Source organism: Silanimonas sp., from assembly GCF_027531545.1.
Taxonomy (GTDB): Bacteria; Pseudomonadota; Gammaproteobacteria; order Xanthomonadales; family Xanthomonadaceae; genus Silanimonas.
The window spans coordinates 511,414-537,649 of record NZ_JAPZSC010000006.1 but is presented as its reverse complement, the minus strand read 5'-3'; the positions used below and the strand labels follow the sequence as shown (position 1 = coordinate 537,649).

Below are 26,236 nucleotides of genomic sequence, written 5' to 3'. Positions count from 1 at the left end.
CCTGCACCCCCCTGCACGGAGACCGCCGATGACCCGCTGGACGATGCTGTCGATCACCACCCTCGCCGTGTCCGGCCTCGTGGCCTGCGGAGCGCCGGCCTCGGACGAGGCGTCGCCGGCCCCTGAGGCCACTGCCGCCCCCGCAGCGGTGGCGTCCGTCGTCGATCCCGAACTCGAGCAGTTGAAGGCGGTGGTGCCGGTGGATGCTTGCGCTTGGCTGCCGACGGAGAAACTGGCCGCGGTTTACCCCGGACTGGTGTTCGAGCTGGTGCAGAAGGTCGAACCCCGCATCAGCGGCTACGTGTGGGACTCGCGCTGCACCTACAACGCCGGCGTCGGCACCATCGAGTTCGCAATGGACGCGCCCACCCATACCGTGGAAATCTTCGTCGCGACGCCGGTTTCGGAGGCGAAGGCCCTCGCCAACCTGGCCTCGCGAGGCGAGCTCGCCGCCACCACGATGAGTTTCCAGCGGCAGCCTTCGCTGGGTGAGCAGGCTTACAGCACCAGCGAAACCGGCGTGGGCACGATCTACTTCGTGAAGGGCGCAAGCGAAGTGCAGATCAACGTTTCCGAACTCCGCACGCCGAACCCCGAGAAGATCCAGAAAGCGATCACCCTCGCCCAGTCGCTCTGAGGGCGATCAGGCGCCGTTCGCGGGCAGGCGGCGTCCGGCGGACCAGAGGGCCGCCGGCCTCACGGCGCCCAGCCAGTAGCAAAGCTCGGCCGGGTGCCGCACTGGCCATAGTGCGAGATCGGCACGCAGGCCTGTGGCGACGCGTCCGCGGTCGGTCAGCCCCAGCGCGGTGGCGGCGTGGTGGGTCGCGCCCCGCAGCGCCTCCTCGGGCGTGAGCCGGAAATGCGTGCAGGCCAGCGACATCGCCAGCGGCAGCGAGCGCAGGGGCGAGGTGCCCGGGTTCAGGTCGGTGCTCACGGCCATCGGCACCCCGTGGCGGCGGAAGGCCTCGATGGGCGGCTGCTTCGTCTCGCGCAGGCAGTGGTAGCTGCCCGGCAGCAGCACCGCCACGGTGCCGGCCGCGGCCATCGCGGCCACGGCGTCTTCGGAGGTGTATTCGACATGGTCGGCCGAGAGGCCATGGAACTGGGAGACCAGCGCGGCGCCGCCGCCGTCGCTGAGCTGGTCGGCATGCAGCTTCACCGGCAGGCCCAGCGCCCGCGCGGCCTCGAACACCCGGGCGGTCTGCGCGGCGTCGAATCCGATGCGCTCGCAGAAGGCGTCGACGGCATCGACGAGTCCGTCGGCGTGCAACGCGGGCAGCCATTCGATGATGGCGGCCACGTAGTCGTCTGCGCGTCCGGCGTATTCCGGAGGCACGGCGTGTGCGCCGAGGAAGGTCGTGCGGATCGTGATGCCGAGCATCTCGCCGATGCGCCGGGCGACCCGCAGCATTTTCGCTTCGTCGGCCAGCGTCAGGCCGTAGCCGGACTTGATCTCCACCGTGGTGCAGCCGCTCGCCACCAGCGCTTGCGCGCGTGGCAGCGATTCGCGAAGCAGCGCGTCATCGTCGGCGGCGCGCGTGGCGCGCACCGTCGAGAGGATGCCACCGCCGGCCTTCGCGATGGCTTCGTAGCTCACGCCGTTCAAACGCTGCTCGAACTCGCCCGCGCGATCGCCGGCGAACACCAGGTGGGTGTGGCAATCGATGAGGCCGGGCGTGAGCAGGGCCTGTTGGCCATCGACCGGATCGAGGCCGCGATGCTCGTCCGCCATGGCGTCGAGCGGCCCGGCCTGCGCGATCCGGCCTTCCACGACCGCCACGGCGGCGTCCTCGAGGGGTGCGTAGCCTCCCGTGACGTCGAGCGTGACCAAGCGGATGTTGCGCAGCAGGAAGGTCGAAGGCGCCACGAGGGAGTTCGATCGATGGGGAAGTCGCGAGCATACCGGCGCAGGCCTTAGCATGTCGGCTGACCCACGCGAGCCGATCCGATGACCCTGCTGCAGGCCGATGCGCTGTTCGATGGACGCGAGTGGAGCGCGGCGGCTGCGCTGCCGGTCGATGTCGCGACGCGCGCGGCCTGGGTGGTGCCGGGCATCGCCAACCTGCATTCGCACGCCTTCCAGCGCGCGATGGCGGGCCTCACCGAGCGCCAGCAGTCCGACGCCGACAGCTTCTGGACGTGGCGCGAGTGGATGTATCGCTTCGCGGCCACACTGTCGCCGGACGACGTGCATGCCATCGCCCGCCAGCTCTATATCGAAATGCTGGAGGCCGGCTTTACCAGCGTGTGCGAGTTCCATTACCTGCACCACGACGTCGACGGCCGGCCTTATGCGCGGCCGGCGGCGATGGCCGAAGCGATCATCGCCGCCGCGCAGTCCGTCGGCCTCCGCCTCACCCTGTTGCCGGTGCTCTACCAGCGTGGCGGTTTCGACGGCCGCCCGCTCTCCGAACGCCAGCAACGTTTCGGCCATGCCACTGATGCGTTCGTGCGCCTCGTCGACGACTTGCGCAGCGCGTCATCGGCGACTCCGGGCGTGCGCGTGGGCGTGGCGTTCCACAGTCTCCGTGCCGTGACGCTGCCGACGATGCGCGAGGTGCTCGCCGCCGTCGACGAGCCCGGGATGCCGGTGCACCTGCACATCGCCGAGCAGCAGGCGGAAGTGGCCGATGGCCTCGCCACGCACGGCCGGCGCCCGGTGCAACTGCTGCTGGACGAGCTGCCGGTCGATGCGCGCTGGACGCTGGTGCACGCGACGCACCTCGACGAGGCGGAAGTCCGTGGCGTCGCCGCCAGCGGTGCCACGGTGGCGATCTGCCCGACGACGGAGGCGAACCTCGGGGATGGCCTGTTCCCGCTGCGTGCCTTCCTCGCGGCGGGAGGGCGCTATGGCGTCGGTTCGGACAGCCATGTGTCGGTGTCGCCCATCGAGGAACTGCGCTGGCTGGAGTACGGCCAGCGGCTGGTGGAACAGAAGCGCAGCCGCGCCCTGCTGGGGCCGGGGAGCAATGCCGAGGCCATGCTGCGCGCCGTCGCGGTCTCCGCGGCGGCATCGACGGGGCAGGCCATCGGCGTGCTCGACGCGAGTTCGGCCGTGGACGCGCTGGTGCTCGATGCCGAGGCGCCAGCGATGGTGGGGGCCACCCGGGAGGACGTGCTGGATCGCTGGGTGTTCTGCGGCAACCGTCCGCTGGTGCGCGACGTTTTCGTGGCGGGGCGGCGCGTGGTGGCCGAGGGCCGCCATGCGCAGCGTGAATCGGCGGCCGCCGCTTACGCAGCGACGCTGCGCCGCCTGCTGTCGGCCTGAGCGCCGCGCACCAGCGACTGTCCGGCGGCGATGACGTCGCTGAGCACGCCGGCCGCGGTGATGTCGGGCCCGGCGCCCGGGCCGCCCAGCCACAGCGGCCGCTCGTGCTGCAGGTCGGTCTCGATGCGAACGAGGTTTTGCCCCGCGGGCAGGGTAGCGAAGGGCGAGGTCGCATCGAGCTCGCGCAGGGCGATGCGCGCGCCCGTCGCATCGACTTCGGCGAGGATCGTCCAGCGCGTGCCGGATGCTTTGGCGTGGGCGATGCGCGCGGCCCAGCGGGCGTCCTCGGCCTCGAGGTGCGCGGCCCATTGGTCGGGATGGGTGGCGGCGCATTCGGCGAACGGCGTCACCGACACCTCGTGCGGCTCGAGGGCGAAGCCGGCTTCGCGGGCCAACACCAGCAGCTTGCGCACGAGGTCGTCGGCGCGCAGGTCCTCGCCGGCATCGGGCTCCGTGTAGCCGAGCGATTGTGCTTCGGCGAGCGCTGTCGAGAATCGCGCGCCGCCGTGCAGGCGCTCCAGCAGGAAACTCAGCGAACCGGAAAGCACGCCCTGGATGGCGCGCACGCCTTCGCCACGCAGGGCGAGATCGCGCAGCGGGCCGAGGATCGGGATCGCCGCGCCCACCGTCGTTTCGAAGCGATACGGGGCGCCGCTGGCCGCGGCGGCCCGCTGGATCTGACGGTAGAACGCGAGCTCGCGGGCGTTCGCACGCTTGTTGGCCGTGGCGATGCCGAGGCCGCTGGCCAGCCACTCGGGGTAGCGTGCCGCGATGGCGTCGCTGGCCGTGCAGTCCACCACGAGGGCCGGCGCCTGCCGCGGCGAGTGCAGGTGCGCAAACAGGGCTTCGATGGCGTCCTCGCGGCGCGGCTGCAGGGCGGCGTCGAGCTCCGTGGGCGCGAGGCCTTCGAGGTCGTAGGCTAACCCCCGGCGGTCGAACGCGGCGAGCAGTCGAAGGTCGATTCCCGCGCGCCGGGCGATGGCGGCGTGCTGCTCGGCGAGGCGGCAGCGGAACGCGGTGCCGACCTGGCCTCGGGCCCCGACGAGGACGAGGTCGAGGCGGGCGGCCGGGCGGGCTCCGGAGGGCGAGGGAAGGCGGGAGAGCGGCATGGCGGGAGCTCCATATATCGTTCAATCAAGATGAAGCGATATATTTTTCTCGTCCACTGACGATTTGGCATAAGCCAGGTGGGCGCTGTCGTGGGCGGCAGGCCCGGGCGCCACGAGCGGTGAACGGAATGGGCACGCGGGGTTAACCCGCCGGCCGGCCTCGCCCGCTACGGTGCCCCGCCCAGTCCAAGGGCAAGGCATGACGCTCGATTTCCCCTACACGTTCGGCATCGAAGAGGAGTTCTTCCTCGTCAACCCGCGCTCCCGCGGCCTGATGGCACGGGTACCGAAGGCCTATCTGAAGGCGTGCCGCACTCGGCTCGGCAATGTCGTCGCGCCGGAGCTGCTGCAGTCGCAGATCGAAGTCGCGACCCGTGTCCTTTCCGACTTCGACGAAGCCGCCGAGACGCTCGACACCTGCCGGGCCGGGCTGGCCGAGGTGGCCGAGGCGATGCAGTACCGGTTGGTCGCCGCCGGTACCCATCCCAGTTCGCACTGGTCCGGCTTGGAGGCGACCGAGAAGCCGCGCTACGCCCGCCTGATGGCGGATTTCGGCATCGTCGGGCGACGCAACGTGCTGTGCGGCTTGCACGTGCATGTCGCCGTTCCTCCGGGCGTCGACCGCGTGGTGGTGATGAACGGCGTGATGCGATGGCTGCCGCTGTTCCTCGCGCTTTCCACCTCCTCGCCGTTCTGGAACCGCCACGCCACGGGGTTGTTGAGCTACCGCCAGGCCGCCTACGACGAATGGCCGCGCACCGGCATCCCCGAGTTCTTCCGCGACCAGGCCGATTACGACGGCTTCGCCGCCCGACTGGTTGACGCCGGCGCGATGCGCGATGCGAGTTTCCTTTGGTGGGCGATCCGCCCGGCCCTGCGCTACCCGACGCTGGAACTGCGCATCGCCGATGCCTGCACGCGTGCGGAGGACTCGCTGATCATCGCCGCGCTTTACCGCTGCCTCGTCCGCGCGCTGGTGCGCGACCCGTCGCTCGCGGTGCCGTACGACGGGCACACGCGGCGCGTCATCGACGAGAACCGCTGGCGCGCGAAGCGCGACGGGATGGAAGCCCAGTTCGTCGACGAGCGCGATGGCCGCGTGCGTCCGCTGACCGAATGGCTGGAGGCCTTGCTGGCGATGACTGCGCCGGACCGCGCTGCGCTGGAGGCCGATCGCGTGCTGCATCGGCTGCCGACCCTGCTGGCGCGCGGCAGCAGTGCGCATGCGCAGTTGCAGGCCTACCAGCAGGCCCGCGATGGCGGTGCGGGGCATGACGACGCCCTCCGCGCGGTTGTCGACTGGCTGGTCTCGCGTACCACCCAGAAGATCGGCAGCGACGAGCGCCTCGACACCCGTTGCGATCCCCGGTTCACGGACACTCGACCCGATCGCTCCGTGGCCGAGGCATAATTTTCACTTTGTTGAACGGACGGCTCGCCGTGCTACTGCCCTTCCTACTCGCTTCACCCTTCGTCGCCGCCCTGCTGCTCGCGCTGATGCCGCGGGCCGGCCGTGCGATGTCGGCGGCGTTGGCTGGCGGTGGCGCGGTCCTGGGCCTCGCGGCGCTGTTCGCGCTGGCCCCGGCGGTGTTCGGTGGCGACGTACCGCGCTTCTCGGCCCCCTGGCTGCCGGAGATCGGCCTCGCGTTCTCGCTGCGGCTTGACGGCTTCGCGTGGATGTTCGCCTTGCTCGTGCTGGGCATCGGCGCGCTGATCGTCCTCTACGCCTATTGGTACCTGGCCGACGACGATCCGCCGCAGCGCTTCTTCGCCAGCCTCGCCCTCTTCATGGGCGCGATGCTGGGCGTGGTGGTTGCCGGCAACCTGCTGCTGCTGGTCGTGTTCTGGGAGCTCACGTCCATCGCCTCGTTCCTGTTGATCGGGTTCTGGAACGGCGAACGCGAGGCTCGCCGCGGCGCGCGGATGGCCCTGGCGATCACCGGTGCGGGCGGGTTGGCACTGCTGGCCGGCGTGCTGATGATCGGTCGGATCGTCGGCAGTTTCGAACTCGACGTGGTGTTGGCCTCGGCCGCCCAGATCCAGGCCCATCCGCTCTACGTGCCGGCGCTGCTCTGCGTGCTGCTGGGCGCGTTCACGAAGTCGGCGCAGTTCCCGTTCCACTTCTGGCTGCCGCACGCCATGGCGGCACCGACCCCGGTGTCGGCCTACCTGCACTCCGCCACGATGGTGAAGTGCGGCGTGTTCCTGCTGGCGCGCTTGCACCCGGCCTTGGCGGGCAGCGAAGAATGGTTCCTGATCGTCAGCAGCGTCGGCCTGCTCACCCTGCTGGTCGGCGCCTTCATTGCCATCTTCCAGCAGGACCTCAAGGGGCTGCTGGCCTATTCGACCATCAGCCACCTCGGCCTGATCACCCTGCTGTTCGGCATGGGCACCGAGATGGCGCTGGTGGCCGGCGTGTTCCATATCCTCAACCACGCCACCTTCAAGGCCAGCCTGTTCATGGCGGCCGGCATCATCGACCACGAGACCGGCACCCGCGACTTCCGCCGATTGAATGGCTTGGCGAAGTACATGCCGATCACGGCGGCGCTCGCGATCGCGGCCTCGCTGGCCATGGCCGGCGTGCCGCTGTTCAACGGCTTCCTGTCGAAGGAGATGTTCCTGACGGAAACGCTGAACGTGCCGACGGTGGCGGGGTTGCATCTGCTCATCCCCGGGCTCGCGGTGCTGGCGGCGGCGTTCTCCGTGGCCTATTCGATCCGCTTCATCCATGACGTGTTCTTCGGCGGCGAACCGAAGTGCGTCAACGGCACGCCGCACGAACCACCGCGCTTCATGCGCGTACCAGTCGAGGTGCTGGTGCTGATCGTGCTGGCCGTGGGCCTGCTGCCGAACCTCACCATCGGCGAGCTGCTGGCCGTGGGAGCGCAGGGCGCGCTCAACGCGCCATTGCCGGAATACAAGCTTGCGATCTGGCACGGATTCAACGTTCCGTTGCTGATGAGCGTGGTCGGCCTCGTCGGTGGCGTGGCGCTGTGGGCCTTCCTGCACCGCCTTGGCGCGTTGCGCGCCGATCCGCGCGCCTCGTTCGGCAAGCGCGCGTTCGAGGCCGGCCTCGCGCTTCTCGTCGCCATCGCCGGGTTGAACACTCGCTGGCTTGAGAGCGGCCGCCTGCCGGCATACCTCGCCTGGACCGTGGCCGCGACCATCGCCGCGGGCGCGGTTGCTTTCTGGGCCGACGGCGCCTTCGGTGCGCGCGAAACGCTGCCCGCCGGACCGGGCGCGTGGGCGCTGTGGGCGGTGGTCGTCGTCGCGACGCTTGCCGTGGCGCTCGGCTTCCGCCAGCGCCTGCTCGCGGTGCTGGTCGTCGGCGCCATCGGCCTCGCGGTCTCGCTGGCCTTTGTGTTCCTGTCGGCGCCGGACCTGGCGTTGACCCAGTTGATGGTGGAAACGCTGTCGATCCTGCTGATCCTGCTGGCCTTGCGCTACCTGCCGCAGGCCTCGCCGCGGGAACGCGCGCCGCTGCGAACCGGCCTCCACGCCACGCTGGCCGTCGCCGGCGGCGGCATCGTCGGCGCGTTGGCCTACGCGATGATGACCCAGCCGGTGGCGTCGATCTCGGAGTACTTCCTGCGCACCAGCCAGAGCGAAGGCGGCGGGCTCAACGTCGTCAACGTCATCATCGTCGACTACCGCGCCCTCGATACCCTCGGTGAGATCGCGGTCGTGGGCATCGCGGCGCTGATCATCGCCGCCCTGCTGCAGAATGCGCGCCCGCAGCCCGAGGTCGCTGTCCCGGCATCGCCCGGCGCGCCTTCGCTGATGCTGCAGTTGGTTTCGCAGTGGCTGTTGCCGTTGGGCCTTGCGGTCTCGCTCTACTTCTTCCTGCGCGGCCACAATGCGCCGGGCGGCGGCTTCGTCGCCGCGCTGGTGTTCGTCGGCGCGGTGTTCCTGCAGGCCATGGGCGGCGGCCGGGCGCTGGCGGAGCGGCAGTTCCGCAACGACTGGACGGCGTGGATCGGCGTCGGGCTGCTGTTCGCGGCCGTCACCGGCCTCGGCGCGTTCGCGTTCGGCCATCCCTTCCTCACGAGCAGCACGCCCTACGTCGAACTGCCCATCCCGGTGGTCGGCGAATGGTTGGGCAAGGTGCCGTTCGCCAGCGCCATGGGCTTCGACACCGGCGTCTACGTCACGGTGGCGGGTGCGTTGCTGCTGGTGCTCTTCCTGCTGACCCGCCTGCATCGCCCGGAGGGCAAGCGATGAGCCTCGAATTCCTGTTCGCCTCGGGCATCGGCGTGCTGGCCGCCGGCGGCTTCTGGCTTCTTCTGCGCGCCCGGACCTTCGACGTGATCCTCGGGCTCACCCTGCTGTCCTACGCCGTCAACCTGTTCCTGTTCGCGGCGGGGCGATTGGCGCCCGGCCGTACGCCGCTGCTGAAGGACGGCGTGGCGCCGCTGCTGGCGAACCACGCGGACCCGCTGCCGCAGGCGCTGGTGCTGACGGCCATCGTCATCAGCATGGCGATGACGGCCGTCATGCTGGTGATGGCGGTGCAGGCCCGCCTCGCCAACGCCACCGACCATATCGACGGCCGGGAGCCGCGCGCATGAGCGGCATGGCTCCCCATATCGCCGTGCTGCCGGTGGTCGTGCCGCTGCTCACCGGCGCCACGCTCGTGGTACTGCATCGCTCGTCGCTGGCTTTCCGTCGGGCGCTGTCGCTGATGGCGACACTGGTGCTGGGCCTCGTGGTGCTCGGGCTCGGTCTCGCCGTCGAGCACCAGGGGCTCGTGGTCTACCAGTTGGGCAATTGGCCGTCGTTCGCCGGCATCGTGCTGCTCGCCGATCGGCTCGCGGTGCTGATGCTCGGCTTGCTGGTGCTGCTTGCCCTCGCGAGCCACCTTTTTGCCAGCAGCGGCGACGACGCGCGTGGCCCGCACTTCCATGCACTGTTCCAGTTCCAGTTGATGGGCCTTTGCGGCGCTTTCCTGACGCACGACCTCTTCAACCTGTTCGTGTTCTTCGAGGTGCTGCTCGCGGCCAGCTACGGCCTGTTGCTCCACGGGCAGGGCGGCGAGCGCCTGCGGCAGGGACTCCACTACGTGGTGTTGAACCTGGTCGCCTCGGCCCTGTTCCTGCTCGCCGTGGGCGTGCTTTACAGCGTGCTTGGCACGCTGAACATGGCAGACCTCTCCGCACGGATCGCCACGCTGCCGGAGGCGCAGCGTCCACTGGTAGAGGCCGGTGGCTGGCTGCTGCTGATCGTCTTCGCTTTGAAGGCCGCGCTGCTGCCCCTGTACTTCTGGCTCCCACGTACCTACGCCTCGGCCTCTGCGCCAGCCGCGATCCTGTTCGCGATCATGACCAAGCTCGGCATCTACGCCGTCATTCGTGTGTACGGCCTGCTGTTCGGTGCCGACGCGGGAGCGCTGGCCGGCTTCGTCCAGCCGCTGCTGTTCTGGGCGGGTGCCGGCACGGCCACGCTCGCTGCGCTCGGCGCGCTGGCCTCGCCTACGCTGCGCGGCCTGCTCGGGTACCTCGTCGTCGGATCGGCCGGCGTGCTGTTCATGGCGATTGGCCTCGGCACCGACGTGGCGCTGGCCGCGGGCCTCTACTACCTCGTGCATTCCACGCTCGTGGCAGCCGCGTTCTTCCTGCTGGGCGACTGGGTGCGGCGCCATCGTGACGGTGGCGATGCGGTCGGCCGCGTGGCGGCCATGGCGCGGCCGGCGTGGCTGGGCGGCTTCTTCCTGGTGCTGGCGATGGCCGCGGCGGGCCTGCCGCCCTTCGGTGGGTTCCTCGGCAAGAGCCTGCTGCTCGCGTACGCCGTGCCGGAGGGCGTGGTCATCGTGCTGTGGAGCGTGGTCCTCGGCACCAGCCTGCTGAACCTCCTTGCGCTTGCGCGCGCCGGTAGCCGGCTGTTCTGGCAGACGCCGACGGTGGCGACCGCCCGCAATGCCGCGCCGCAGCCGCCGTCGCCCGCCCTCGGCGAACGCGTCGCGATGCTGATGCTGGTGTTCGGCCTGATCGTCACGACGGTGATGGCGTCCGACCTCACGCGCTACGTGGCCGGCAGTGCGGCCCAGCTCTCCGAACCCGCCACCTATCGCGAGGCCGTGCTCGGCCGCGACCCGCTGCCCACGACGGTGCCCCGCTGATGCGCGCCTTGATTCCCCATCCCGTCAGCAGCCTCGCCGTCGCCGTCCTTTGGCTGCTGCTCAATGGTCTGTCGAACGGCCAACTCGTGCTCGCCGTGCTGTTCGCGCTGGCGCTGCCTCGCCTGTTGCCCGCGCCGGCGATTCCTTCGCCGCGCCTCGCATCGCCGATCGTCGCCGCCAAGCTGGTGCTGGTCGTGCTCTACGACATCGTCAAGGCCAACCTCGAGATCGCGCTGCGAATCCTCGGGCCGGAGTCGCGCATCCATCCGCTTTACGTGTGGGTGCCGCTGGACATCGCCTCGCCGCAGGGCATCGCGGTGTTCGCTTCCATCATCACGATGACCCCGGGCACGCTGAGTTGCGAAGTGAGCGAGGACCGGCGTTGGCTGCTGGTGCATGCCTTCCACGCCGATGACGCTGCGGCCGTCGCCGCCGAAGTGAAGTCGCGCTACGAGGCGCCGCTGAGGGAGATCTTCCGATGATCACCGCCGCCGTGTTGCCCTGGGTGGGCGGCGCCTTCGCTGTGGCCTTGCTGCTGGCGTTCTTCCGCCTGTTGCGCGGGTCGTCCCTCGTGGATCGCGTGCTCGCGCTGGACACGCTGTACGTCAACGCGCTGGCCCTGCTCATCGTGCTCGGCATCGCGCTGGGCGACCCGGTGTACTTCGAGGCGGCGCTACTGATCGCCGTGTTCGGCTTCGTCGGCACCGTGGCGGCGTCGCGCTACTTGCTGCGGGGGAGTGTCGTCGAATGAACGCCATGCCGTTCTGGTTGGACGCGGTGGTCGCCGCACTGCTCGTGGCCGGCGCGGTTTTCGCGCTGGTCGGCGCCTGGGGCCTGGCCAAGCTCCGCGACTTCATGAAGCGCCTGCACGGGCCGACGAAGGCCAGCACGCTCGGCATCGGCCTTTCGCTGATCGCCTCGATGGCGTGGTTCGCGTGGCATGGTGGCTTCACCGGCCGCGAGTTCCTGGTGACGCTGTTCGTGTTCCTGACGGCCCCGGTCTCGGCGCACCTGCTGGTCAAGGCGGCGATGCGCAGCGAGCCGTCGGCGGTGCCGCCGCGGCGTCCCGACACCCGCGACTGAGCCCAGCCCGCCGGGCCTTGCCCGGGCCACGCGGTGGCCGGGCCGGTCGAGGTGCTGCGCACGCTCGCCTACAATCGGCGCTTCGATTCCGTCCCGGACGCCTGCCATGGCCTCGCCCCGCCAAGACCCCTCCCGCGTCATCCGCGCCCCGCGCGGCACGCAGATGCGCTGCAAGAGCTGGCTCACCGAAGCCGCGCTGCGGATGTTGATGAACAACCTCGACCCGGACGTTGCCGAGGACCCGACCTCGCTGGTGGTCTACGGCGGCATCGGCCGTGCGGCCCGCGACTGGGCCAGCTTCGACAAGATCGTCGAGGTGCTCGAGCGCCTCGGCGACGACCAGACCCTGCTGGTGCAGAGCGGCAAGCCCGTGGGCGTGTTTCCCACGCACCCCGATGCGCCGCGCGTGCTGATCGCCAATTCCAACCTGGTGCCGCATTGGGCCACCTGGCAGCACTTCAACGAGCTCGACGCCAAGGGCCTCGCGATGTACGGCCAGATGACGGCCGGCTCGTGGATCTACATCGGCTCGCAGGGCATCGTGCAGGGCACGTACGAGACCTTCGCCGAAATGGGGCGCCAGCACTTCGGCGGCGACCTCACCGGCAAGTGGGTGCTTACCGCGGGCCTCGGCGGCATGGGCGGCGCGCAGCCGCTGGCCGCGACCATGGCCGGCGCGAGCATGCTCGCGATCGAGTGCCGCCAGAGCAGCATCGACATGCGCCTGCGCACCCGCTACGTCGATGAGCAAGCCACCGATCTAGACGACGCGCTGGCGCGCATCGAGCGTTACTGCGCGGAAGGCAAGGCGCGATCCATCGCGCTGCTCGGGAATGCGGCGGAAATCCTTCCGGAACTCGTGCGTCGCGGCGTGCGTCCGGATGCCGTGACCGACCAGACCTCGGCCCACGACCCGCTTCACGGCTACCTGCCCGCCGGCTGGACGGTGGAGCGCTGGCTCGACGAGCAGAAGCACGCGCCCGAGCGCGTCGTCGAAGCGGCCAAGCATTCGATGCGGATGCACGTCGAGGCGATGCTGCACTTCGAGGACCAGGGCATCCCGGTCTTCGACTACGGCAACAACATCCGCCAGATGGCCAAGGAAGCCGGCTGCGTCGACGCCTTCGACTTCCCGGGCTTCGTGCCGGCCTACATCCGCCCGCTGTTCTGCCGCGGCGTCGGCCCCTTCCGCTGGGTGGCGCTCTCCGGTGATCCGGAAGACATCGCCAAGACCGACGCGAAGGTGAAGGAACTGATCCCGAACGACCCGCACCTGCACCGTTGGTTGGACATGGCGAAGGAACGCATCGCGTTCCAAGGCCTGCCGGCACGCATCTGCTGGGTCGGCTTGGGCGATCGCCACCGCTTGGCGCTCGCGTTCAACGAGATGGTCCGCAACGGCGAGTTGAAGGCACCGATCGTGATCGGCCGCGACCACCTCGATTCCGGCAGCGTGGCCAGCCCGAATCGCGAAACCGAGGCCATGCAGGACGGATCGGATGCGGTGTCCGACTGGCCGCTGCTCAACGCCATGCTCAACGTGGCGGGCGGCGCGACCTGGGTGTCGCTGCACCACGGCGGTGGCGTAGGTATGGGCTTCTCGCAGCACAGCGGCGTGGTCATCGTCTGCGATGGCAGCGAAGCGGCGGACCAGCGCCTCGGCCGCGTGCTCTGGAACGACCCGGGCACCGGCGTCATGCGCCATGCCGACGCCGGCTACGACATCGCCAAGGCTTGCGCGAAGGAAAAGGGCCTCGACTTGCCGATGCTGGGTTGAGGGCCCAGGCCCGCCGCGTTCGCGGCGGGCGGCGCGGGGCTCAGGCGCCGCGCTTGGGCGCGGCTTCGCCGTCGAGCAGTTTTTCGACGCGGGCGAACACCTCGAAGCGCGAGAACGGCTTCTTCATGAAGTCGTCGGCGCCGATGCGTTGGGCATAGAACTGCTCGGTCGCCTGCTCGTTGCCGGACATCATGATCACCGGGATGTCCTTGCTGACCGGATCGCGGCGGATGCGGCGCAGGGCCTCGAAGCCGTTGATGCCCGGGAGAACGATGTCGAGGAAGATGATCTCGGGCGGGTTCGCCGCGATCTTGGCGAGGCCGCTCTCGGCATCGCCCGCCGTCTCGAGCTGGTAGCGGTTCTGCAGCAGCATGCGCGCAAGCGCAGCGGTGACGGTCGCGGAATCGTCGATGATCAGGGCGCGGGTGCCTTCGCGCGCGTTGCGGCGGTCGAGCAGCCGGCGCTCGATCCCGTTGGGGGCGTTGCGCGTTTCGTTCTCGAGCTCGGAGCGATTGACGGCGTCTTCCGGGTTGCCGGTCGGCGTGGACTGGGCGAGGAAGCGCTTGAGGCGGTCGATCAGGCTCACTGGAGGCTCCGCAAGATGACGACAGCAGGCTCGCACATGCCGTCGTGGGGGTGAAGCGGTCCGGGGTAGGAAAACGCCCCGGCGGAGCGTCAGCGCTTGGCCTTCTTCGCGGCCTTCTTGGCCGGAGCCGCCTTCTTGGCCGGAGCCGCCTTCTTGGCGGGAGCCGCCTTCTTGGCCGGGGCCGCCTTCTTGGCCGGGGCCGCCTTCTTGGCCGGAGCCGCCTTCTTGGCGGGAGCCGCCTTCTTGGCAGGAGCCGCCTTCTTGGCAGGAGCCGCCTTCTTCGCGGCCGGAGCCCCGAGATACGCGAGCACCTCGTCGGAATGGCCGTCCGGGCTCACCTTCGGCCACACCTTTTCGATGCGGCCTGCAGCGTCGACGACGACGGTGGCGCGCGCCACGCCCATGTAGGTCTTGCCGTACATGCTCTTCTGCACCCACACGCCGATCGCCTTGAGCAGCGTCAGCTCGGGATCGGCGAGCAGCGGGAAGTTCAGCTGGTACTTGGCGGCGAACTTCTGGTGCGAAGCATCGTTGTCGGCGGACACGCCGAACACCGGCACCTTGATGCCGGTGAAGCGGGGGAGGTTGTCGCGGAAACCGCAGGCTTCCGTGGTGCAGCCCGGGGTGTCGTCCTTCGGATAGAAGAAGAGCACGAAGCGCTGGCCGCGCAGGCTTTCGGCGCTGACCAGTCGGCCGTCACTGGCCTTGAGCGAGAAATCCGGGATCGAAGCACCAACGTCCAGCATGGTCACACCCTCGGGAGCGGAAACGACTCCCGATTATGCCTTGTCACCCGCCGTTCAGGCACCCGTCCGGGTCAGCGATCCGGGGCCGGGCGCACCGGGATCGGCACGTTGCACAGGTCGATGTGGCCGGCCTTGCGCAGGTACCAGGCGTCGGCCCGGTTCCGGCGCGCTTCCACGAGGGCGTCGAAGCTCGCGCTGCCGGTGTCCATCACCTGCAGGCGTGGGCGCTCCGCTTCATTCAGGGCCGAGGCGAGGGCGATGCGGAGGATCGGGGTGCGAAGCGCGGGTTGGGTGTAGAACCCACCCGGCGCGAGGCTGCGCGGCATGGCGGACAGCCGATGCATGCCGTCGAGCACGCGGCCCACACTGGTGATGTTGAGGTCGAGTTGGCGCGGTGCCTGCCCGGTGACCACGTAGAGCTCGGTGCCGTTGCTCGAATCCGGCGCGTTGCCGCGGCCGGCGCCGACGGTGGCATAGCAGTGCGCCAGCCACTGCGTGCCCGCCTGCGGATCGCGTCCCACCGGGAAGCCAGCGCTGAAGCCCACCTGGGGTGCCCAGCCATCCACGTCGGGCAGGCGAGTGAAGGCGAGACCGTCGCGGATGCGGGTGCTGAACTCGGCGGGCAGCGCGGCCTTCGCCGCGCCGAGCGGCTTCGCCTTGGCCGGGTCCTCGCCGTTGGCATCGCCCCACTGCACCACGAAATTGTCCTGCGAGCGGTTGATCGTCAGGCCGTCGAAGTAGCCCTCGCGCGCCAGCGTGCGCAGGTTCGCGACGTGCTCGGGCGCGTGCTCGGGCGAGAGCTCGATGACGACCGGTCCGGTCTCGAGCGTCATCACCAGCAGGTTGTCGGGATCGGGCGTGCGCCAGTGTTCTGCCGGGGCCGCGGCGAGGATCTCGTCCATGGTGCGCGGCGGTGCCGCGGGCGTAGCGGCCGGCACCGCGGTGGCGATGGCGAGCAGGGCGAGGGCAGCGGTCGGATGGCGCATGGTGGGCTCGTCGACGGGGACGCACCGATTGGGCCGCACTCCGTCGCCGGGTTCAAGCCTCGCGCAAGACCGACAGCTGTTCGCGCCACTCGGCGAGCACGCGTTCCCAATGCGTGCGGTCGGCGAACTGCGGGAACGCGATCGGGAAGGCCGGGTCCTCCCAACGCCGGGCGATCCAGGCGTGGAAGTGCACGATGCGCAGCGCGCGGAGGGCTTCGACCAAGGCCAGTTCTCCGCGGTCGAATTCGCAGAAGCGCTCGTAGCCGGCCATCAGGTCGGTGAGCTGGGTTTCGCGTCGGCGCGGCTCGGCATCGAGCAGCATCCACAGGTCCTGCACCGCTGGGCCGGTGCGCGCGTCGTCGAAGTCGACGAGGTGCGGGCGGTCGTCGCGCCAGAGCACGTTGCCCGGGTGCAGGTCGCCGTGCAGGCGCCGTTGGATGGCGCCCTCGGATTCGGCGAAGCGCTCCTCCACCGCTTCGAGCAGGGCGCTGCCCACGTCCTCGAAGCTGTCGTGCAGCGCCGGTTCGATCCACGGGCCCTCAAGCAGGGTGTCCAGCGAGGCCCAGCCGAGGATGTCGATCTCGAGCGATTCGCGGTGGCGGAACGGCATGCGCGCCCCGACGGCATGCAGGCGGCCCAGCGTTTCGCCCAAGGCCAGACGCACGTCCGCGCGGTCCATCTCCGGGGCGTGGCCGCCCTGCAGCGGGAACAGGGCGAAGCGCAGGGTTCCGTGCGCATGCAGCGTTTCGCCGGCGAAGGCCAGCGGTGGCACCACGGACAGGCCTTCGTCGTGCAGTTCGCGCACGAACGCATGCTCCTCGCGGATCTGCGCGTCGCTCCAGCGCGCCGGGCGGTAGAACTTCGCGACCACCGGCGCCGAATCCTCGAGGCCGACGCGCAGCACGCGGTTCTCGTAGCTGTTCAGCGCGAGCACGCGCCCATCGGCGCGCAGGCCCAGCGATTCCACGGCGTCGATCACCGCTTCCGGCGTCAGCGTCCGGAAGTCGGCCTCGCCGGTCACGCGCGCTCCAGCGCCGTGGCTTGCCCGGCCAGGGTCGGCGACATCCAGCAGTGCTGGCCGAGGAAGGTGAATCCCGCGCGTTCCAGCAGGCGTCGGTACGTCTTTGCCGGTCGGGCGACGAAGGCATCGAAGTCACCCTGCACATCGTCGCCGGCGATGTCGTCGGTGGTGTAGGTCTCGATGAAGGCGACGCCTCCGCAGAGCTCGGCGAGGCCGGGCAGGCCGGCCTTCAGCTCGCCGTCGGGCACGTAGTGCAGCACGTCGGCGCAGACCAGCAAATCGACGGGCGGGCAGGGACGCAGCGCGGCGAGGTCACCGAAGCGCGCCCAGTGCAGGTTGCGCGTGCGACCGAAGCGCCGCACCGCGTATTCGCTGCCGTCGAGGCCGAGGTACTGCAGCCCCGGGCGCATCGCCAGCAGGGGCGCACGCCAATGGCCTTCGCCGCAGCCCACGTCGAGCACCGTGCGCACGCGCCGTCCGAGGAAAACCTCCGCCGAGGCCACGGCCAGCGCGACGGTGCGCTCGAGCTGCGAGCGCGAGGCCTTGCTGCCATCGGCCTGGCGATACCAGCGGTCGAAATAGGCGCGGTCGTAGGTCTTCAAGGGGCGCTCCGTGCGCGGCGGGCCGGCAGTGTAGGGCAGGGTGACTACCGGCACATCCACTAGAGCGGAGTTGGCACTAGTATGGCCTCAACAGTACTGAGGAGGGGCCATGACCGACCTCGACGCCCAACGCCGCAAGTTCGACAAGGAGCTCGCCACCGGCACGGTGGCCCTCGTGCTGCTGGCCATCCTCGGTCGCGACGGCGAGCCGATGTACGGCTACCAGATCGCCAAGCGCTTCGAGCAGGCCGACGAGGCCGCCTTGGCGGGCAAGCAGAGCACGCTGTACCCGGTGCTTCGCAACCTCGCCGCCGCCGGCCTGCTGGACAGCTGGATCGAGCCGTCCGACGCCGGCCCGCCGCGCCGCTACTACCGCATCACCGCCAACGGCCGCCTGGTGCTCGACCAGTGGGTGGCCAGCTGGCGCAGCACCCGCCAGATGGTGGACCGCGTTCTTGAAGGGGAAGAGCAATGAGCCTGCCAACCACGATCAACCAGTACCTCGACCAGTTGCGTAGCGAACTGTCCGCCGCCGACCCGGCGCTGCTGCAGGACGCGCTCTACGACGCCGAGGAATACCTCCGTTCCGAACTCGCGGCGCACCCGCGCGAAGGGGAGGAGGCGCTCATCGCGCGCATCGCCTCCAGCTACGGCCGCCCATCGGAAGTGGCGGACATTTACCGCGATACCGAAGTGACGGTGAGCCGCGCGCTACGTCCGCCGCCGCCCAAGCCGCGCGACTCCTCGCTGGGCCGCTTCTTCGGCGTGGTCTCTGACCCGCGCGCCTACGCGGCCCTGCTGTACATGCTGCTGTCGGTGCTCACCGGCGTCTTCTACTTCACGTGGGCGGTCACCGGCCTTTCGCTGTCGCTGGGCCTTTCGCTGACCATCATCGGCGTGGCCTTCTTCATCCTGTTCATGGCGACGGTGCGCGTGCTCTCCCTCGTGGAAGGCCGCATCGTCGAGGTGATGTTGGGTGAACGCATGCCGCGTCGCCCCGCCTACCCGGCGCCGTCGAACGGCATCCTCGAGCGCATCGGCCAGCTGTTCACCGACCCGCGCACCTGGGGCACGCTGATCTACCAGGTGCTGATGCTGCCGCTCGGCATCGTGTACTTCACCGTCGCGGCCACTCTGCTCGCGATCGGCATCACGCTCGCCGGCACGCCGGTGCTGGCGCTGCTGAGCGCCGGAACGATCATGATCGGCCCCCTTACGGGCGACGAGATCGGTGTGTTGTCCATCCCGCTGTTCGCGGCGCTGTCGGCCCTCGGCATCCTGCTGTTGTTCGCGACCCTGCACATCGCCCGCGGCGTGGCCCACGTGCACGGCGCCATCGCCAAGCACCTGCTGGTGAAGTGGGGCGAGTGAACCCCGCCCCGCGACACCGGGGGCTCAAGCCGCCAGCAGGGCCTTCGCGATGCCCCAGCCGCCCTGCACCAGCAGGGCGCTGAGGGCGAGCAGGGTGATCACGAAGCCCTCGCCCCGCCGCTGCGCATCGCGGGCGTGCATCACGGCGTACAGCACGCGACCCACCAGCCAGAACGCGCCGAAGCCGGCCGCCCAGGCCGGGTCGCCGTAGGCGCCGGCCAGCCAAAGCGCCGGCAGGAACATCACGCTGGCTTCCAGCGTGTTCATCTGCACGCGGAACACACGTTCGAAATCGGGATGGCCGGCTCCGGTGGGGACGCCACCGCCTACGCGGGCTAGAGTGTCGCGCCTCCTGCGAGTGATGCCCCGATGGCCGCCCTGCGCCCGCTCCGACGTCCGTACGCCGATCCCGGCATCGCGCCCGTGCAGCGCCGCGAACTGTGGGCGTGGGCGGGATTCGACTTCGCCAATTCCGGCTACACCACGGTCGTCATCACGGCCATTTTCAGTGCCTACTTCGTCGGCATGGTGGCGGGCGACGCCGGCTGGGCGACCTTCGCGTGGACGGCCGCGCTCTCCGTGTCGTACGTGCTGGTGATGGCGATGGCACCGCTGCTGGGGCTGTATGCCGATGCGCACGCCTGCAAGAAAAAGCTGCTGCTGGCCACGACCGCGGTGTGCAGCCTGGGGACGGCGGCGCTGTGGCTCTGCGGGCCGGGGGATGTCGCGCTCGCCCTGTTGCTCATCGTCATCACCAATACGGCATTCGGCACCGGCGAGAACCTGATCGCGGCCTTCCTGCCCGAACTGGCCGACGACGAGGGGATGGGCCGCCTCTCGGGCTACGGCTGGGCCTTCGGTTACTTCGGCGCGGTGCTGCTGCTGGCGGCCTGCCTGTGGTGGGTGCAGGGCGCCGAAGGGCGGGGCAGCGACACCGGCTCGGCCGTGCGCGACACGATGCTGCTCACTGGGGCCACGGTATTCCTCGCGGCGCTGCCGACCTTCCTGTTGTTGCGTGAGCGCATCACGGCGGCACCGCGGGCCTTCGCCACGCTGTGGCGCGAATCGCTGCAGCGCTGGCGCGGCATCCTCGGTGGCGCGAGCGACCTGCCGCAGCTGGGCCGCTTCCTCGCCTGCATCGTCGCCTACCAGGCCGGCGTGGGCACGGTGATCGCCGTCGCCGCCATCTACGCCCAGCAGGCCCTCGGTTTCAGCACCGCGGAAAGCATCACGCTGATCCTCGCGGTGAACATCACTGCCGCCTTGGGGGCGATGGCGTTCGGCCAACTGCAGGACCGCATCGGGCAACGCAACGCCCTGGCGCTGTCATTGGTCGGCTGGCTGGTGGCCATCGGCCTCCTCGCGCTTTCGGAAGCCCGCCCGGTGGTCTGGGTGGCGGCGAACCTCGCCGGCATCTGCATGGGCGCCAGCCAATCGGCGGGCCGCGCCCTCGTGGGCTACCTGTGCCCGCCGCGACGCGAAGCCGAGGTGTTCGGCCTCTGGGGCCTCGCTGTGAAGGCCTCGATGGTGCTCGGCCCGCTGGCCTACGGCGCCATCAGCTGGGCGGCGGGCGGGCGTCACGCCCTGGCCATGCTGGCCACCTCCGGCTTCTTCCTCGTCGGGCTGGTCTTGCTGTATCGGGTCGACGTGGCCCAGGGGCGGCGCGAAGCCCTCGGGACCGGGCCGGCTGCCCCCCGGTGAAGGCTGGGTGACATCGATTGCCTCCGGGGCTGTCAATTCCCGTCAAACGCGCTACATTCGATTCCGTCCATTCGCGAAAGAGGGTAGGCCATGCAGATCACGCTCCGTGGTAGCGCGCTTTCCCTCACATCGACCGCCATGGACGACCGCGAAAACGTCCGCCTGCCCGCGCTGCCCAGCGCACGCAAACTGCGTCGGGCGCGCCTGATCCGCTACCTCTCGCGCCGTCAGCTCGGATTCCTCGCGCTGCACGTGGCGCTGGGCGTGCTGGGCTGGTCGGCCTTGGCCTTGGCGGGTTGGGGCGCCTACGCACTCATTCGCTGAGCGCGCTTGCCTCGCCCTGCTGCTGCAGGGCCCACATCGCCGCGTAGCGGCCTTTCGACGCCAGCAGTTCGGCATGCGTGCCGCGTTCGATGATCCTTCCGCCATCCATCACCAGGATCTGGTCGGCGTCCATGATCGTCGACAGCCGATGCGCGATCACCAGCGTGGTGCGCCCGACGGCGATGCGGTCGAGCTCCGACTGGATCGCCCGCTCCGAGCGTGAATCGAGCGCCGACGTCGCCTCGTCGAAGATCAGGATGGCGGGGTTCTTCAAGAGGGCGCGTGCGATGGCGACGCGCTGCTTCTCGCCGCCGCTGAGCTTGAGCCCGCGCTCGCCGACCTCGCTGTCGTAGCCGTCCGGCAGGGACTTGATGAAGGCATCGATGTGCGCGGCCTGCGCGGCCGCCTCGACCTCGGCGTCGCTCGCTTCCGGGCGCCCGTAGCGGATGTTGTAGCGGATGGTGTCGTTGAACAGCACGGTGTCCTGCGGAACGATGCCGATCGCGCCACGGACCGAACCCTGCGTGAGTTCGCGGAGGTCGTTGCCGTCGATCTCGATGCGGCCTTCCTGCACGTCGTAGAAGCGGTACAGCAGGCGCGCCAGCGTTGATTTGCCGCTGCCCGAATGGCCGACCACGGCGACGGTCTGGCCCGGGGCGATCTCGAAATCCACGCCATCGAGGATGGTCCGCCGCGGGTCGTAGCCGAAGCGCACGTCGCGGAAGCGCACGCGGGGCTGCGTGGTCACCAGCGGCTTCGCCTCCGGGCGGTCCTGCACGTCAAGGTTCTCGTCGAGCAGGCCGAAGAGTTTCTCGATGTTCGTCAGTGCCTGCTTGACCTCGCGGTACATCATCCCGAGGTAGTTCAACGGCGCCGAAAGCTGCAGCAGGTAGGCATTCACCAGCACGAGATCGCCGATGGTCAGCTCGCCGGCCACTACGCCCGAGGCTGCGCGCCACATCAGCGCGGTGACGCCGATCGAGACGATCGCCGCCTGGCCGAGGTTCAGTACGCCGAGCGTCTTCAGGCTCTGGACGGTGGCTTCCTCGACGCGCTGCAGGCTGCCGTCGTAGCGACGGGCTTCGTGCTCCTCGTTGTTGAAGTACTTGACCGTCTCGTAGTTGATCAGCGCGTCCACTGCGCGCGTGCTGCTCGCCGATTCGGCATCGATCGCCGCACGGTAGTAGCGCGTGCGCCACTCGGTGACACGGAACGTCCAGGCGGAATAGACGACCAGCGTCGCCAAGGTGATGACGGCGAAACCCCAGTCGTACAGGTAGACGAGCACGGCCGTGACCAGCACGACTTCGATGATCGTCGGCAGGATGGTGTAGAGCGTCCAGTCGAGCAGGTCCGAGATCGCCGTGCCGCCGCGCTCCACGTCGCGGGCGATGCCGCCGGTCTTGCGTTCGAGGTGGAAGCGGAGGCTCAGCGCATGCAAGTGGCGGAACACCTTCAACTGCACGGTGCGCGCACTGCGCGCCATCACCCGGGCGAAGACGATCTGCCGGAGTTCGGTGAACATCGTCGAAGCGAGGCGGGCGCCACCGTAGGCCAGCAGCAGGCCGACGGGCAGGGCGAGAAGCGTCGCCGGGACATCGAGGCCGTCGACGATGCGCTTCATCAGCATCGGGATGCCGAGCAGCGCGAACTTCGCGGCGATCAGGCAAAGCAGGGCCGCTGCGATCCGGCGCCAGTAGGGCTTCAGGAAGGGCAGCAGGTCGGCCAGCACCTGCCGCACGGTGCCGTCGCCGCGTCGGGGGGCATCGACCGGCGCGTGGCCTTCGATCGACGGGGCGTTGTCGGGGGTGGGTGCGCTCATGGCGGCATTGTCGCGTGGGCCGGGCCGTCGTGGTGACGAAGCGCCGTAGAATCGGCCGATGACTTCGACCGCCACCGCGTCCCGCGCACGCCTCGCCTTCGTGCTCGGGGCCCTGGCCATGTTCGGCCCGTTCTCGATCGACACGGTGTTCCCGGCCTTCGGGGCGATGGCGGACGACCTCGGCAGCACGCCGGTGGCCGTGCAGCAGACCATCAGCAGCTACCTGCTGGGCTACGGCCTGATGTCGCTGTTCCATGGCGCCATTTCGGATGCCGTGGGGCGGCGTCCGGTGATCCTCTGGGGCACCGCGCTGTTCGGCCTGGCGTCGGTGGGCTGCGCGCTGAGCACCGACCTCACGACCCTTCTGGTCTTCCGCTTCATCCAGGGCCTCTGTGCGGGCGTCGGGATGATCGTCGGCCGCGCCGTGATCCGCGACGTTTTCGACGGCGAGGAGGCGCAGCGGCTGATGAGCCAGGTGTCGATGATCTTCAGCATCGCGCCGGCCATCGCACCGATCGTCGGCGGCTGGATCCTCGGTTTCGGCGACTGGCACGCGATCTTCTGGTTCCTCGCGGTCCTCAGCCTGGTGCTCGGGGCGCTGGTGTGGCGCGTTCTGCCGGAAACGCATCCGCCCGAGCGTCGCCTGCCGCTGCACGCAGGCCTGTTGATGGGCAATTACGTCGCCATGATCCAGCACCGCCGCTTCGTCTGGTTGGTGGCGGTGACGACGATGAACTTCGCGGCGCTGTTCCTGTACATCGCTTCGGCGCCGGTGGTGGTGATGACCCACCTCGGCATGGGTGAATCGGACTTCGGCTGGTTCTTCGTGCCGGTGATCAGCGGCATGCTCGCGGGCGCGTGGGCCACGGGGCGCGCCGCGGGCCGGTTCGCGGCCCGGACGATGGTGATGGCGGGTTTCGCCTGCTGTCTTGTCGCGGCACTGGCGAACCTCGCCTATGCCGCCATGGCGCCCGGTTACGCCTATCCGTGGGCGATCCTGCCCCTGATCCTGCTCAGCTTCGGCGTCGCGCTGGTGTTCCCGCAGCTGATGCTGCAACTGCTCGACCTCTACCCGACGCAGCGCGGCAGTGCCTCCTCGATGCAGGCCTTCCTTTCGCTGATGTTCCAGGCCGGCGTGGCGGGCCTGCTCTCGCCGATGCTCTCGGTCAGCCCGCTGTTCCTCGCGATTGCGGCGGCGGCGCTCTCCGTCTCGGCCTTCGGGCTGTGGCGTTGGGGCGACGCGCACCTGATGCGGCGCGCCGTCGCCCCGGCCTGATCAGCCCTGCGGCCAGCCGCCGGCCAGCGCCCGGAACTCCAAGAGCCCCGAAGCTTTCGACGCCGGATTGACGTCCGTCAATCGTCGCGAGAAGCCATGGGAGGAACATCACTCCGAACCCCAATGCAGGAGCCACCGATGTCCCACACCCCGCACGAGCTCGCCGTCGAATTCCCCGGCCACGTCGCCCGCATGCACGCCCTCAAGGGTGCGAACGCCCATTTCGCCCGCCTCTGCGACGAGTACCACGAGGTGAACCGCGCGATCCATCGTGCCGAGACTCGGGCGGAGGTCGTCACCGAGGAGCACGAGTCGACGCTGCGTCGGCAGCGACTCGCGCTGAAGGATCAGATCGCGACGATGCTCGAAGCCTGATCCCGGCAGGCCGGCGCGCGCCGGCCTCAGCTCGCCGACTTGCGTGCCGCGAGGAGGCTCGCGGCCGCCGAACCGGCCAGCACCAGCAGGGCGCCGGTCCAACCCAACATGCCGAGCTGTTCGGCTTCGATGAGTGCCGGCCAGACGGCGTGCACGCCCGCCACGGCGCCGACGCAGAGGATCGGTGTCGTGGCGAGGATCGCCGACACCCGCGATGCCTCCCAGTGCGCCAGCGCTTCGGCGAAAGCGCCGTACGCGACCAGTGTGTTGAGCGCGCAGTACCCGAGCAGCAGGGCGTGCAAGGCGTCGAGCTCCAGCAGCACCGAAGGCGCGGCGAATGGCCACAGCAGCAGCGCGGCGAGCGCGTAGATGGCACCGAGGATGGCCGGCGAGGAGAGCTGGACCAGCAGCTGCTTCTGCAGCAGGGCGTAGACCGCCCACACCACCGCCGCGAGCACGACGAGGCTGGCGCCCAAGGCGTAGTCGCCGCCATGGCTGGCGCTCTGCTCGCCGAAGAACAGGCCGAGTCCCGCCACGATCACCGCGAGCCCGAGCCATTGCGCGGCGGCGAACCGTTCCTTGAACACGACGATGCCGCCGAGCGCCATCAGCAGGGGTGCCAACTGGATGATCAGCTGCGCGTTTGCTGGCGTCGTGTACTGCACGCCCAGCAGGTAGAAGACGTAGTTGCCGAGCAGCATCAGCCCGGCGAGCAGCAGCATCGCCCAGTGCTTGCCCGAGAGCGTGCGGAACGCCGGGAATCCCCGGCGCGCCGCCAGCCATGCGCCCATGACGCCCGCCGCCACGAGGAAGCGGAACCATGTCAGGGTGATCGCATCGACCTGTTCCAGCGTGAGCTTGAGGGCGACGGGCAGCGTTGCCCAGCAGCCGGCGGTGACGAGGGCCAGCAGCAGTCCGAGGCGCCAGCGTCCCGAGGATTCATGAAGGGCCATGGTGGCGTCCGCATCGAGGACCCCGATGATGGCCTGCCGGAGCGGCGCGCGACCAGCGTTGCGCGCCGCTTTCCGATCAGTAGATGACGAACTCGGCCCGGCAGCCCTTGTCCACCCAGACTTCGCTGCGGTCGACACCCCAGGTGCGCCCGTACTGGCAGTCGCCGCGGCTGAGCTGGCGCGTCAGCTCGACGTGCTCGCGGCGGCCGACCGTCTGGCGGCACCAGGTCATCCGCCCGCCCTGCGACTCGCAGGTGAAGTGGCGCTCTGACCCGCCGCTCCAGCCGCCGCCCCCCCAACCGTCACCGCAGCCGCGTGGGCCGCAATCCGGACGGCGGTCGTCGTCGTGGTCGTTGTGGTTCGCGATGACGGCACCGGCGATGGCGCCGAGGATCAGGGCACCGGCCACGGCCCCGTTGTTGTTGTTGGACGAGGACGGACGGTTGCCGCCCACGCGGAACTCCGCCCGGCAGCCGTTCGTCACCCAGATGCGGTTGCGGTCGTAGCCCCAGGTGTCGCCCTGCCAGCAGCCGGCGCGGCTCAGCTGGCGGGCCAGCGTGACACCGCCGTAGGTGTCCACGTTGCAGGCCTTCCAGCGCCCGTCGGTGGATTCGCAGCGCATCGTCGTGCTGGCCTCGGCCGGCGTTGATCCGAACAGCGCCGCAGCAGCGAGAACGAGGATGGGGAAGAAGCGGTTCATCGGGCACCTCCCGTAGCGGCGGCCGCTCGGCCTTGGGTGATTTCCTCGGCGCTGAGGCAGCTGCTGCCGTCCGCGTCGAAACCGTTGAAGCGCGCCGTGTACGCGTCCTGCCACGCCTCGATACCGATCGGGCGGGCGGCGCTGGGTTCGCCGGGCAGCGGCGGGGCTTCCGCGGCATCGAGGACGTTGTCCCCGTTCGCATCGAGCGCGTGGAAACGGCGGCTGGTGTAGTTGCGGCCTTCCTCGAGGTCGAGGCAACCGTTGGCGTTGCGGTCGAGCTGTTGCACGAGGGCGGCGGGTTCGATGCTGCCGATCGCGGGCGGCGCATCGGCCGCGATGACGCCATGGGCCAGCGCGATGGCGGCCCCTCCGATCCAGAGTTTCATTGGACACTCCACGGACGCCGCCCCGTCGGGGG

The 26,236-nt window shown here is 69.7% G+C and carries 28 protein-coding genes; 16 read left to right on the top strand and 12 right to left on the bottom strand.

The features are described from left to right. Nucleotides 1-28 precede the first annotated feature (28 nt). Entirely contained in the window at nt 29-637 is a 609-nt protein-coding gene (locus O9280_RS06800) for a hypothetical protein (protein WP_298340466.1), read from the top strand. Between the two features lie 6 nt (nt 638-643). On the opposite strand, the gene hutI is transcribed toward O9280_RS06800, so the two are convergent. Further along, nucleotides 644-1,849, bottom strand: a complete 1,206-nt coding sequence (hutI, locus tag O9280_RS06795) for an imidazolonepropionase (protein ID WP_298340629.1) — start codon at nt 1,847-1,849, stop codon at nt 644-646. 99 nt (nt 1,850-1,948) lie between these two features. On the opposite strand from hutI, the gene O9280_RS06790 reads away from it, so the two are divergent. Beyond that, complete coding sequence (locus tag O9280_RS06790) at nt 1,949-3,268, top strand: formimidoylglutamate deiminase (protein ID WP_298340464.1); 1,320 nt, start codon at nt 1,949-1,951, stop codon at nt 3,266-3,268. Here the strand turns inward: O9280_RS06790 and O9280_RS06785 are convergent. Continuing rightward, on the bottom strand, nt 3,232-4,377 hold the full coding sequence (locus tag O9280_RS06785) for a hypothetical protein (RefSeq protein ID WP_298340462.1): 1,146 nt from the start codon (nt 4,375-4,377) through the stop codon (nt 3,232-3,234). The genes O9280_RS06790 and O9280_RS06785 overlap by 37 nt on opposite strands. Before the next feature lie 199 nt (nt 4,378-4,576). Between O9280_RS06785 and O9280_RS06780 the strand changes: the two genes are divergently transcribed. The 8 genes from O9280_RS06780 (at nt 4,577) to hutU (ending at nt 13,355) form a co-directional block, all read left to right on the top strand. Further along, nucleotides 4,577-5,788: a carboxylate-amine ligase gene (locus O9280_RS06780; RefSeq protein ID WP_298340460.1), complete on the top strand. Its 1,212-nt coding sequence runs from the start codon at nt 4,577-4,579 to the stop codon at nt 5,786-5,788. Nucleotides 5,789-5,799: 11 nt separating this feature from the next. Beyond that, on the top strand, nt 5,800-8,601 hold the full coding sequence (locus O9280_RS06775) for a monovalent cation/H+ antiporter subunit A (protein WP_298340458.1): 2,802 nt from the start codon (nt 5,800-5,802) through the stop codon (nt 8,599-8,601). Beyond that, complete coding sequence (locus O9280_RS06770) at nt 8,598-8,948, top strand: Na+/H+ antiporter subunit C (protein WP_298340456.1); 351 nt, start codon at nt 8,598-8,600, stop codon at nt 8,946-8,948. Before O9280_RS06775 ends, O9280_RS06770 begins: the two co-directional genes overlap by 4 nt. Nucleotides 8,949-8,953: 5 nt before the next feature. Further along, entirely contained in the window at nt 8,954-10,495 is a 1,542-nt protein-coding gene (locus tag O9280_RS06765) for a monovalent cation/H+ antiporter subunit D (RefSeq protein ID WP_298340454.1), read from the top strand. Continuing rightward, complete coding sequence (locus tag O9280_RS06760) at nt 10,495-10,977, top strand: Na+/H+ antiporter subunit E (protein WP_298340453.1); 483 nt, start codon at nt 10,495-10,497, stop codon at nt 10,975-10,977. Before O9280_RS06765 ends, O9280_RS06760 begins: the two co-directional genes overlap by 1 nt. After that, on the top strand, nt 10,974-11,246 hold the full coding sequence (locus O9280_RS06755; RefSeq protein ID WP_298340451.1) for a K+/H+ antiporter subunit F: 273 nt from the start codon (nt 10,974-10,976) through the stop codon (nt 11,244-11,246). The genes O9280_RS06760 and O9280_RS06755 overlap by 4 nt, the downstream gene beginning before the upstream one ends. A gap of 5 nt (nt 11,247-11,251) precedes the next feature. After that, nucleotides 11,252-11,578: a Na+/H+ antiporter subunit G gene (locus O9280_RS06750; RefSeq protein WP_298340449.1), complete on the top strand. Its 327-nt coding sequence runs from the start codon at nt 11,252-11,254 to the stop codon at nt 11,576-11,578. A gap of 106 nt (nt 11,579-11,684) precedes the next feature. Further along, nucleotides 11,685-13,355 carry a urocanate hydratase gene (gene hutU, locus O9280_RS06745; protein WP_298340448.1) on the top strand — a complete coding sequence of 557 codons (1,671 nt, stop codon included), beginning with the start codon at nt 11,685-11,687 and terminating at the stop codon, nt 13,353-13,355. A 40-nt stretch (nt 13,356-13,395) separates the two neighbouring features. Here the strand turns inward: hutU and O9280_RS06740 are convergent, their stop codons facing one another. The 5 genes from O9280_RS06740 to O9280_RS06720 all read right to left on the bottom strand — a co-directional run bounded on the left by O9280_RS06740 (nt 13,396) and on the right by O9280_RS06720 (nt 17,296). Further along, nucleotides 13,396-13,941, bottom strand: coding sequence for a response regulator (locus O9280_RS06740; RefSeq protein WP_298340446.1), 546 nt, complete (start codon nt 13,939-13,941; stop codon nt 13,396-13,398). An 89-nt stretch (nt 13,942-14,030) separates the two neighbouring features. After that, complete coding sequence (locus O9280_RS06735) at nt 14,031-14,687, bottom strand: peroxiredoxin (RefSeq protein WP_298340444.1); 657 nt, start codon at nt 14,685-14,687, stop codon at nt 14,031-14,033. Between the two features lie 71 nt (nt 14,688-14,758). Beyond that, nucleotides 14,759-15,673 (bottom strand): peptidylprolyl isomerase, encoded by a 915-nt coding sequence (locus tag O9280_RS06730; RefSeq protein ID WP_298340441.1) that lies wholly within the window; start codon nt 15,671-15,673, stop codon nt 14,759-14,761. Between the two features lie 52 nt (nt 15,674-15,725). Then, complete coding sequence (locus tag O9280_RS06725) at nt 15,726-16,694, bottom strand: serine/threonine protein kinase (RefSeq protein ID WP_298340439.1); 969 nt, start codon at nt 16,692-16,694, stop codon at nt 15,726-15,728. Next, nucleotides 16,691-17,296, bottom strand: coding sequence for a methyltransferase (locus tag O9280_RS06720; RefSeq protein ID WP_298340436.1), 606 nt, complete (start codon nt 17,294-17,296; stop codon nt 16,691-16,693). Before O9280_RS06720 ends, O9280_RS06725 begins: the two co-directional genes overlap by 4 nt. Nucleotides 17,297-17,405: 109 nt before the next feature. Here O9280_RS06720 and O9280_RS06715 point away from each other — a divergent pair, with 109 nt between their 5' ends. Beyond that, complete coding sequence (locus O9280_RS06715; RefSeq protein ID WP_297866787.1) at nt 17,406-17,771, top strand: PadR family transcriptional regulator; 366 nt, start codon at nt 17,406-17,408, stop codon at nt 17,769-17,771. Beyond that, a complete protein-coding gene (locus O9280_RS06710; RefSeq protein ID WP_298340434.1) occupies nt 17,768-18,667 on the top strand; it encodes a sensor domain-containing protein in 900 nt (299 codons plus the stop codon). Before O9280_RS06715 ends, O9280_RS06710 begins: the two co-directional genes overlap by 4 nt. Before the next feature lie 24 nt (nt 18,668-18,691). Here O9280_RS06710 and O9280_RS06705 read toward each other — a convergent pair whose 3' ends face one another. Then, entirely contained in the window at nt 18,692-19,030 is a 339-nt protein-coding gene (locus O9280_RS06705) for an MAPEG family protein (protein WP_298340627.1), read from the bottom strand. Between the two features lie 6 nt (nt 19,031-19,036). On the opposite strand from O9280_RS06705, the gene O9280_RS06700 reads away from it, so the two are divergent. Both O9280_RS06700 and O9280_RS06695 read left to right on the top strand, forming a co-directional pair. Next, nucleotides 19,037-20,368: an MFS transporter gene (locus O9280_RS06700; protein WP_298340433.1), complete on the top strand. Its 1,332-nt coding sequence runs from the start codon at nt 19,037-19,039 to the stop codon at nt 20,366-20,368. 90 nt (nt 20,369-20,458) lie between these two features. Then, a complete protein-coding gene (locus O9280_RS06695; protein ID WP_298340431.1) occupies nt 20,459-20,692 on the top strand; it encodes a hypothetical protein in 234 nt (77 codons plus the stop codon). On the opposite strand, the gene O9280_RS06690 is transcribed toward O9280_RS06695, so the two are convergent. Next, nucleotides 20,682-22,514, bottom strand: a complete 1,833-nt coding sequence (locus O9280_RS06690; RefSeq protein WP_298340429.1) for an ABC transporter ATP-binding protein/permease — start codon at nt 22,512-22,514, stop codon at nt 20,682-20,684. The genes O9280_RS06695 and O9280_RS06690 overlap by 11 nt on opposite strands. Before the next feature lie 58 nt (nt 22,515-22,572). Here O9280_RS06690 and O9280_RS06685 point away from each other — a divergent pair, with 58 nt between their 5' ends. Together O9280_RS06685 and O9280_RS06680 are read left to right on the top strand one after the other, a co-directional pair. Further along, a complete protein-coding gene (locus O9280_RS06685) occupies nt 22,573-23,790 on the top strand; it encodes a multidrug effflux MFS transporter (RefSeq protein WP_298340426.1) in 1,218 nt (405 codons plus the stop codon). A gap of 138 nt (nt 23,791-23,928) precedes the next feature. Then, complete coding sequence (locus tag O9280_RS06680) at nt 23,929-24,165, top strand: DUF465 domain-containing protein (RefSeq protein WP_298340424.1); 237 nt, start codon at nt 23,929-23,931, stop codon at nt 24,163-24,165. A gap of 26 nt (nt 24,166-24,191) precedes the next feature. Here the strand turns inward: O9280_RS06680 and O9280_RS06675 are convergent, their stop codons facing one another. The 3 genes from O9280_RS06675 to O9280_RS06665 all read right to left on the bottom strand — a co-directional run bounded on the left by O9280_RS06675 (nt 24,192) and on the right by O9280_RS06665 (nt 26,204). Then, nucleotides 24,192-25,118: a DMT family transporter gene (locus tag O9280_RS06675; RefSeq protein ID WP_298340422.1), complete on the bottom strand. Its 927-nt coding sequence runs from the start codon at nt 25,116-25,118 to the stop codon at nt 24,192-24,194. A 76-nt stretch (nt 25,119-25,194) separates the two neighbouring features. Next, on the bottom strand, nt 25,195-25,818 hold the full coding sequence (locus tag O9280_RS06670) for a DUF3011 domain-containing protein (RefSeq protein WP_298340421.1): 624 nt from the start codon (nt 25,816-25,818) through the stop codon (nt 25,195-25,197). Beyond that, nucleotides 25,815-26,204 (bottom strand): hypothetical protein, encoded by a 390-nt coding sequence (locus O9280_RS06665; protein ID WP_298340419.1) that lies wholly within the window; start codon nt 26,202-26,204, stop codon nt 25,815-25,817. The genes O9280_RS06670 and O9280_RS06665 overlap by 4 nt, the downstream gene beginning before the upstream one ends. Nucleotides 26,205-26,236 lie beyond the last annotated feature (32 nt).

What these genes read in the sequence shown, in the direction of transcription:
- O9280_RS06675 (WP_298340422.1), bottom strand. Translation starts at nt 25,118, where the DNA reads ATGGCCCTTCATGAATCCTCGGGACGCTGGCGCCTCGGACTGCTGCTG.
- O9280_RS06670 (WP_298340421.1), bottom strand. Translation starts at nt 25,818, where the DNA reads ATGAACCGCTTCTTCCCCATCCTCGTTCTCGCTGCTGCGGCGCTGTTC.
- O9280_RS06730 (WP_298340441.1), bottom strand. Translation starts at nt 15,673, where the DNA reads ATGCGCCATCCGACCGCTGCCCTCGCCCTGCTCGCCATCGCCACCGCG.
- O9280_RS06680 (WP_298340424.1), top strand. Translation starts at nt 23,929, where the DNA reads ATGTCCCACACCCCGCACGAGCTCGCCGTCGAATTCCCCGGCCACGTC.
- hutU (WP_298340448.1), top strand. Translation starts at nt 11,685, where the DNA reads ATGGCCTCGCCCCGCCAAGACCCCTCCCGCGTCATCCGCGCCCCGCGC.
- O9280_RS06710 (WP_298340434.1), top strand. Translation starts at nt 17,768, where the DNA reads ATGAGCCTGCCAACCACGATCAACCAGTACCTCGACCAGTTGCGTAGC.
- O9280_RS06785 (WP_298340462.1), bottom strand. Translation starts at nt 4,377, where the DNA reads ATGCCGCTCTCCCGCCTTCCCTCGCCCTCCGGAGCCCGCCCGGCCGCC.
- O9280_RS06685 (WP_298340426.1), top strand. Translation starts at nt 22,573, where the DNA reads ATGACTTCGACCGCCACCGCGTCCCGCGCACGCCTCGCCTTCGTGCTC.
- O9280_RS06700 (WP_298340433.1), top strand. Translation starts at nt 19,037, where the DNA reads ATGGCCGCCCTGCGCCCGCTCCGACGTCCGTACGCCGATCCCGGCATC.
- O9280_RS06665 (WP_298340419.1), bottom strand. Translation starts at nt 26,204, where the DNA reads ATGAAACTCTGGATCGGAGGGGCCGCCATCGCGCTGGCCCATGGCGTC.
- O9280_RS06715 (WP_297866787.1), top strand. Translation starts at nt 17,406, where the DNA reads ATGACCGACCTCGACGCCCAACGCCGCAAGTTCGACAAGGAGCTCGCC.
- O9280_RS06755 (WP_298340451.1), top strand. Translation starts at nt 10,974, where the DNA reads ATGATCACCGCCGCCGTGTTGCCCTGGGTGGGCGGCGCCTTCGCTGTG.
- O9280_RS06770 (WP_298340456.1), top strand. Translation starts at nt 8,598, where the DNA reads ATGAGCCTCGAATTCCTGTTCGCCTCGGGCATCGGCGTGCTGGCCGCC.
- O9280_RS06760 (WP_298340453.1), top strand. Translation starts at nt 10,495, where the DNA reads ATGCGCGCCTTGATTCCCCATCCCGTCAGCAGCCTCGCCGTCGCCGTC.
- O9280_RS06790 (WP_298340464.1), top strand. Translation starts at nt 1,949, where the DNA reads ATGACCCTGCTGCAGGCCGATGCGCTGTTCGATGGACGCGAGTGGAGC.
- O9280_RS06765 (WP_298340454.1), top strand. Translation starts at nt 8,954, where the DNA reads ATGGCTCCCCATATCGCCGTGCTGCCGGTGGTCGTGCCGCTGCTCACC.
- O9280_RS06735 (WP_298340444.1), bottom strand. Translation starts at nt 14,687, where the DNA reads ATGCTGGACGTTGGTGCTTCGATCCCGGATTTCTCGCTCAAGGCCAGT.
- O9280_RS06780 (WP_298340460.1), top strand. Translation starts at nt 4,577, where the DNA reads ATGACGCTCGATTTCCCCTACACGTTCGGCATCGAAGAGGAGTTCTTC.
- O9280_RS06750 (WP_298340449.1), top strand. Translation starts at nt 11,252, where the DNA reads ATGCCGTTCTGGTTGGACGCGGTGGTCGCCGCACTGCTCGTGGCCGGC.
- O9280_RS06690 (WP_298340429.1), bottom strand. Translation starts at nt 22,514, where the DNA reads ATGAGCGCACCCACCCCCGACAACGCCCCGTCGATCGAAGGCCACGCG.
- O9280_RS06695 (WP_298340431.1), top strand. Translation starts at nt 20,459, where the DNA reads ATGCAGATCACGCTCCGTGGTAGCGCGCTTTCCCTCACATCGACCGCC.
- O9280_RS06800 (WP_298340466.1), top strand. Translation starts at nt 29, where the DNA reads ATGACCCGCTGGACGATGCTGTCGATCACCACCCTCGCCGTGTCCGGC.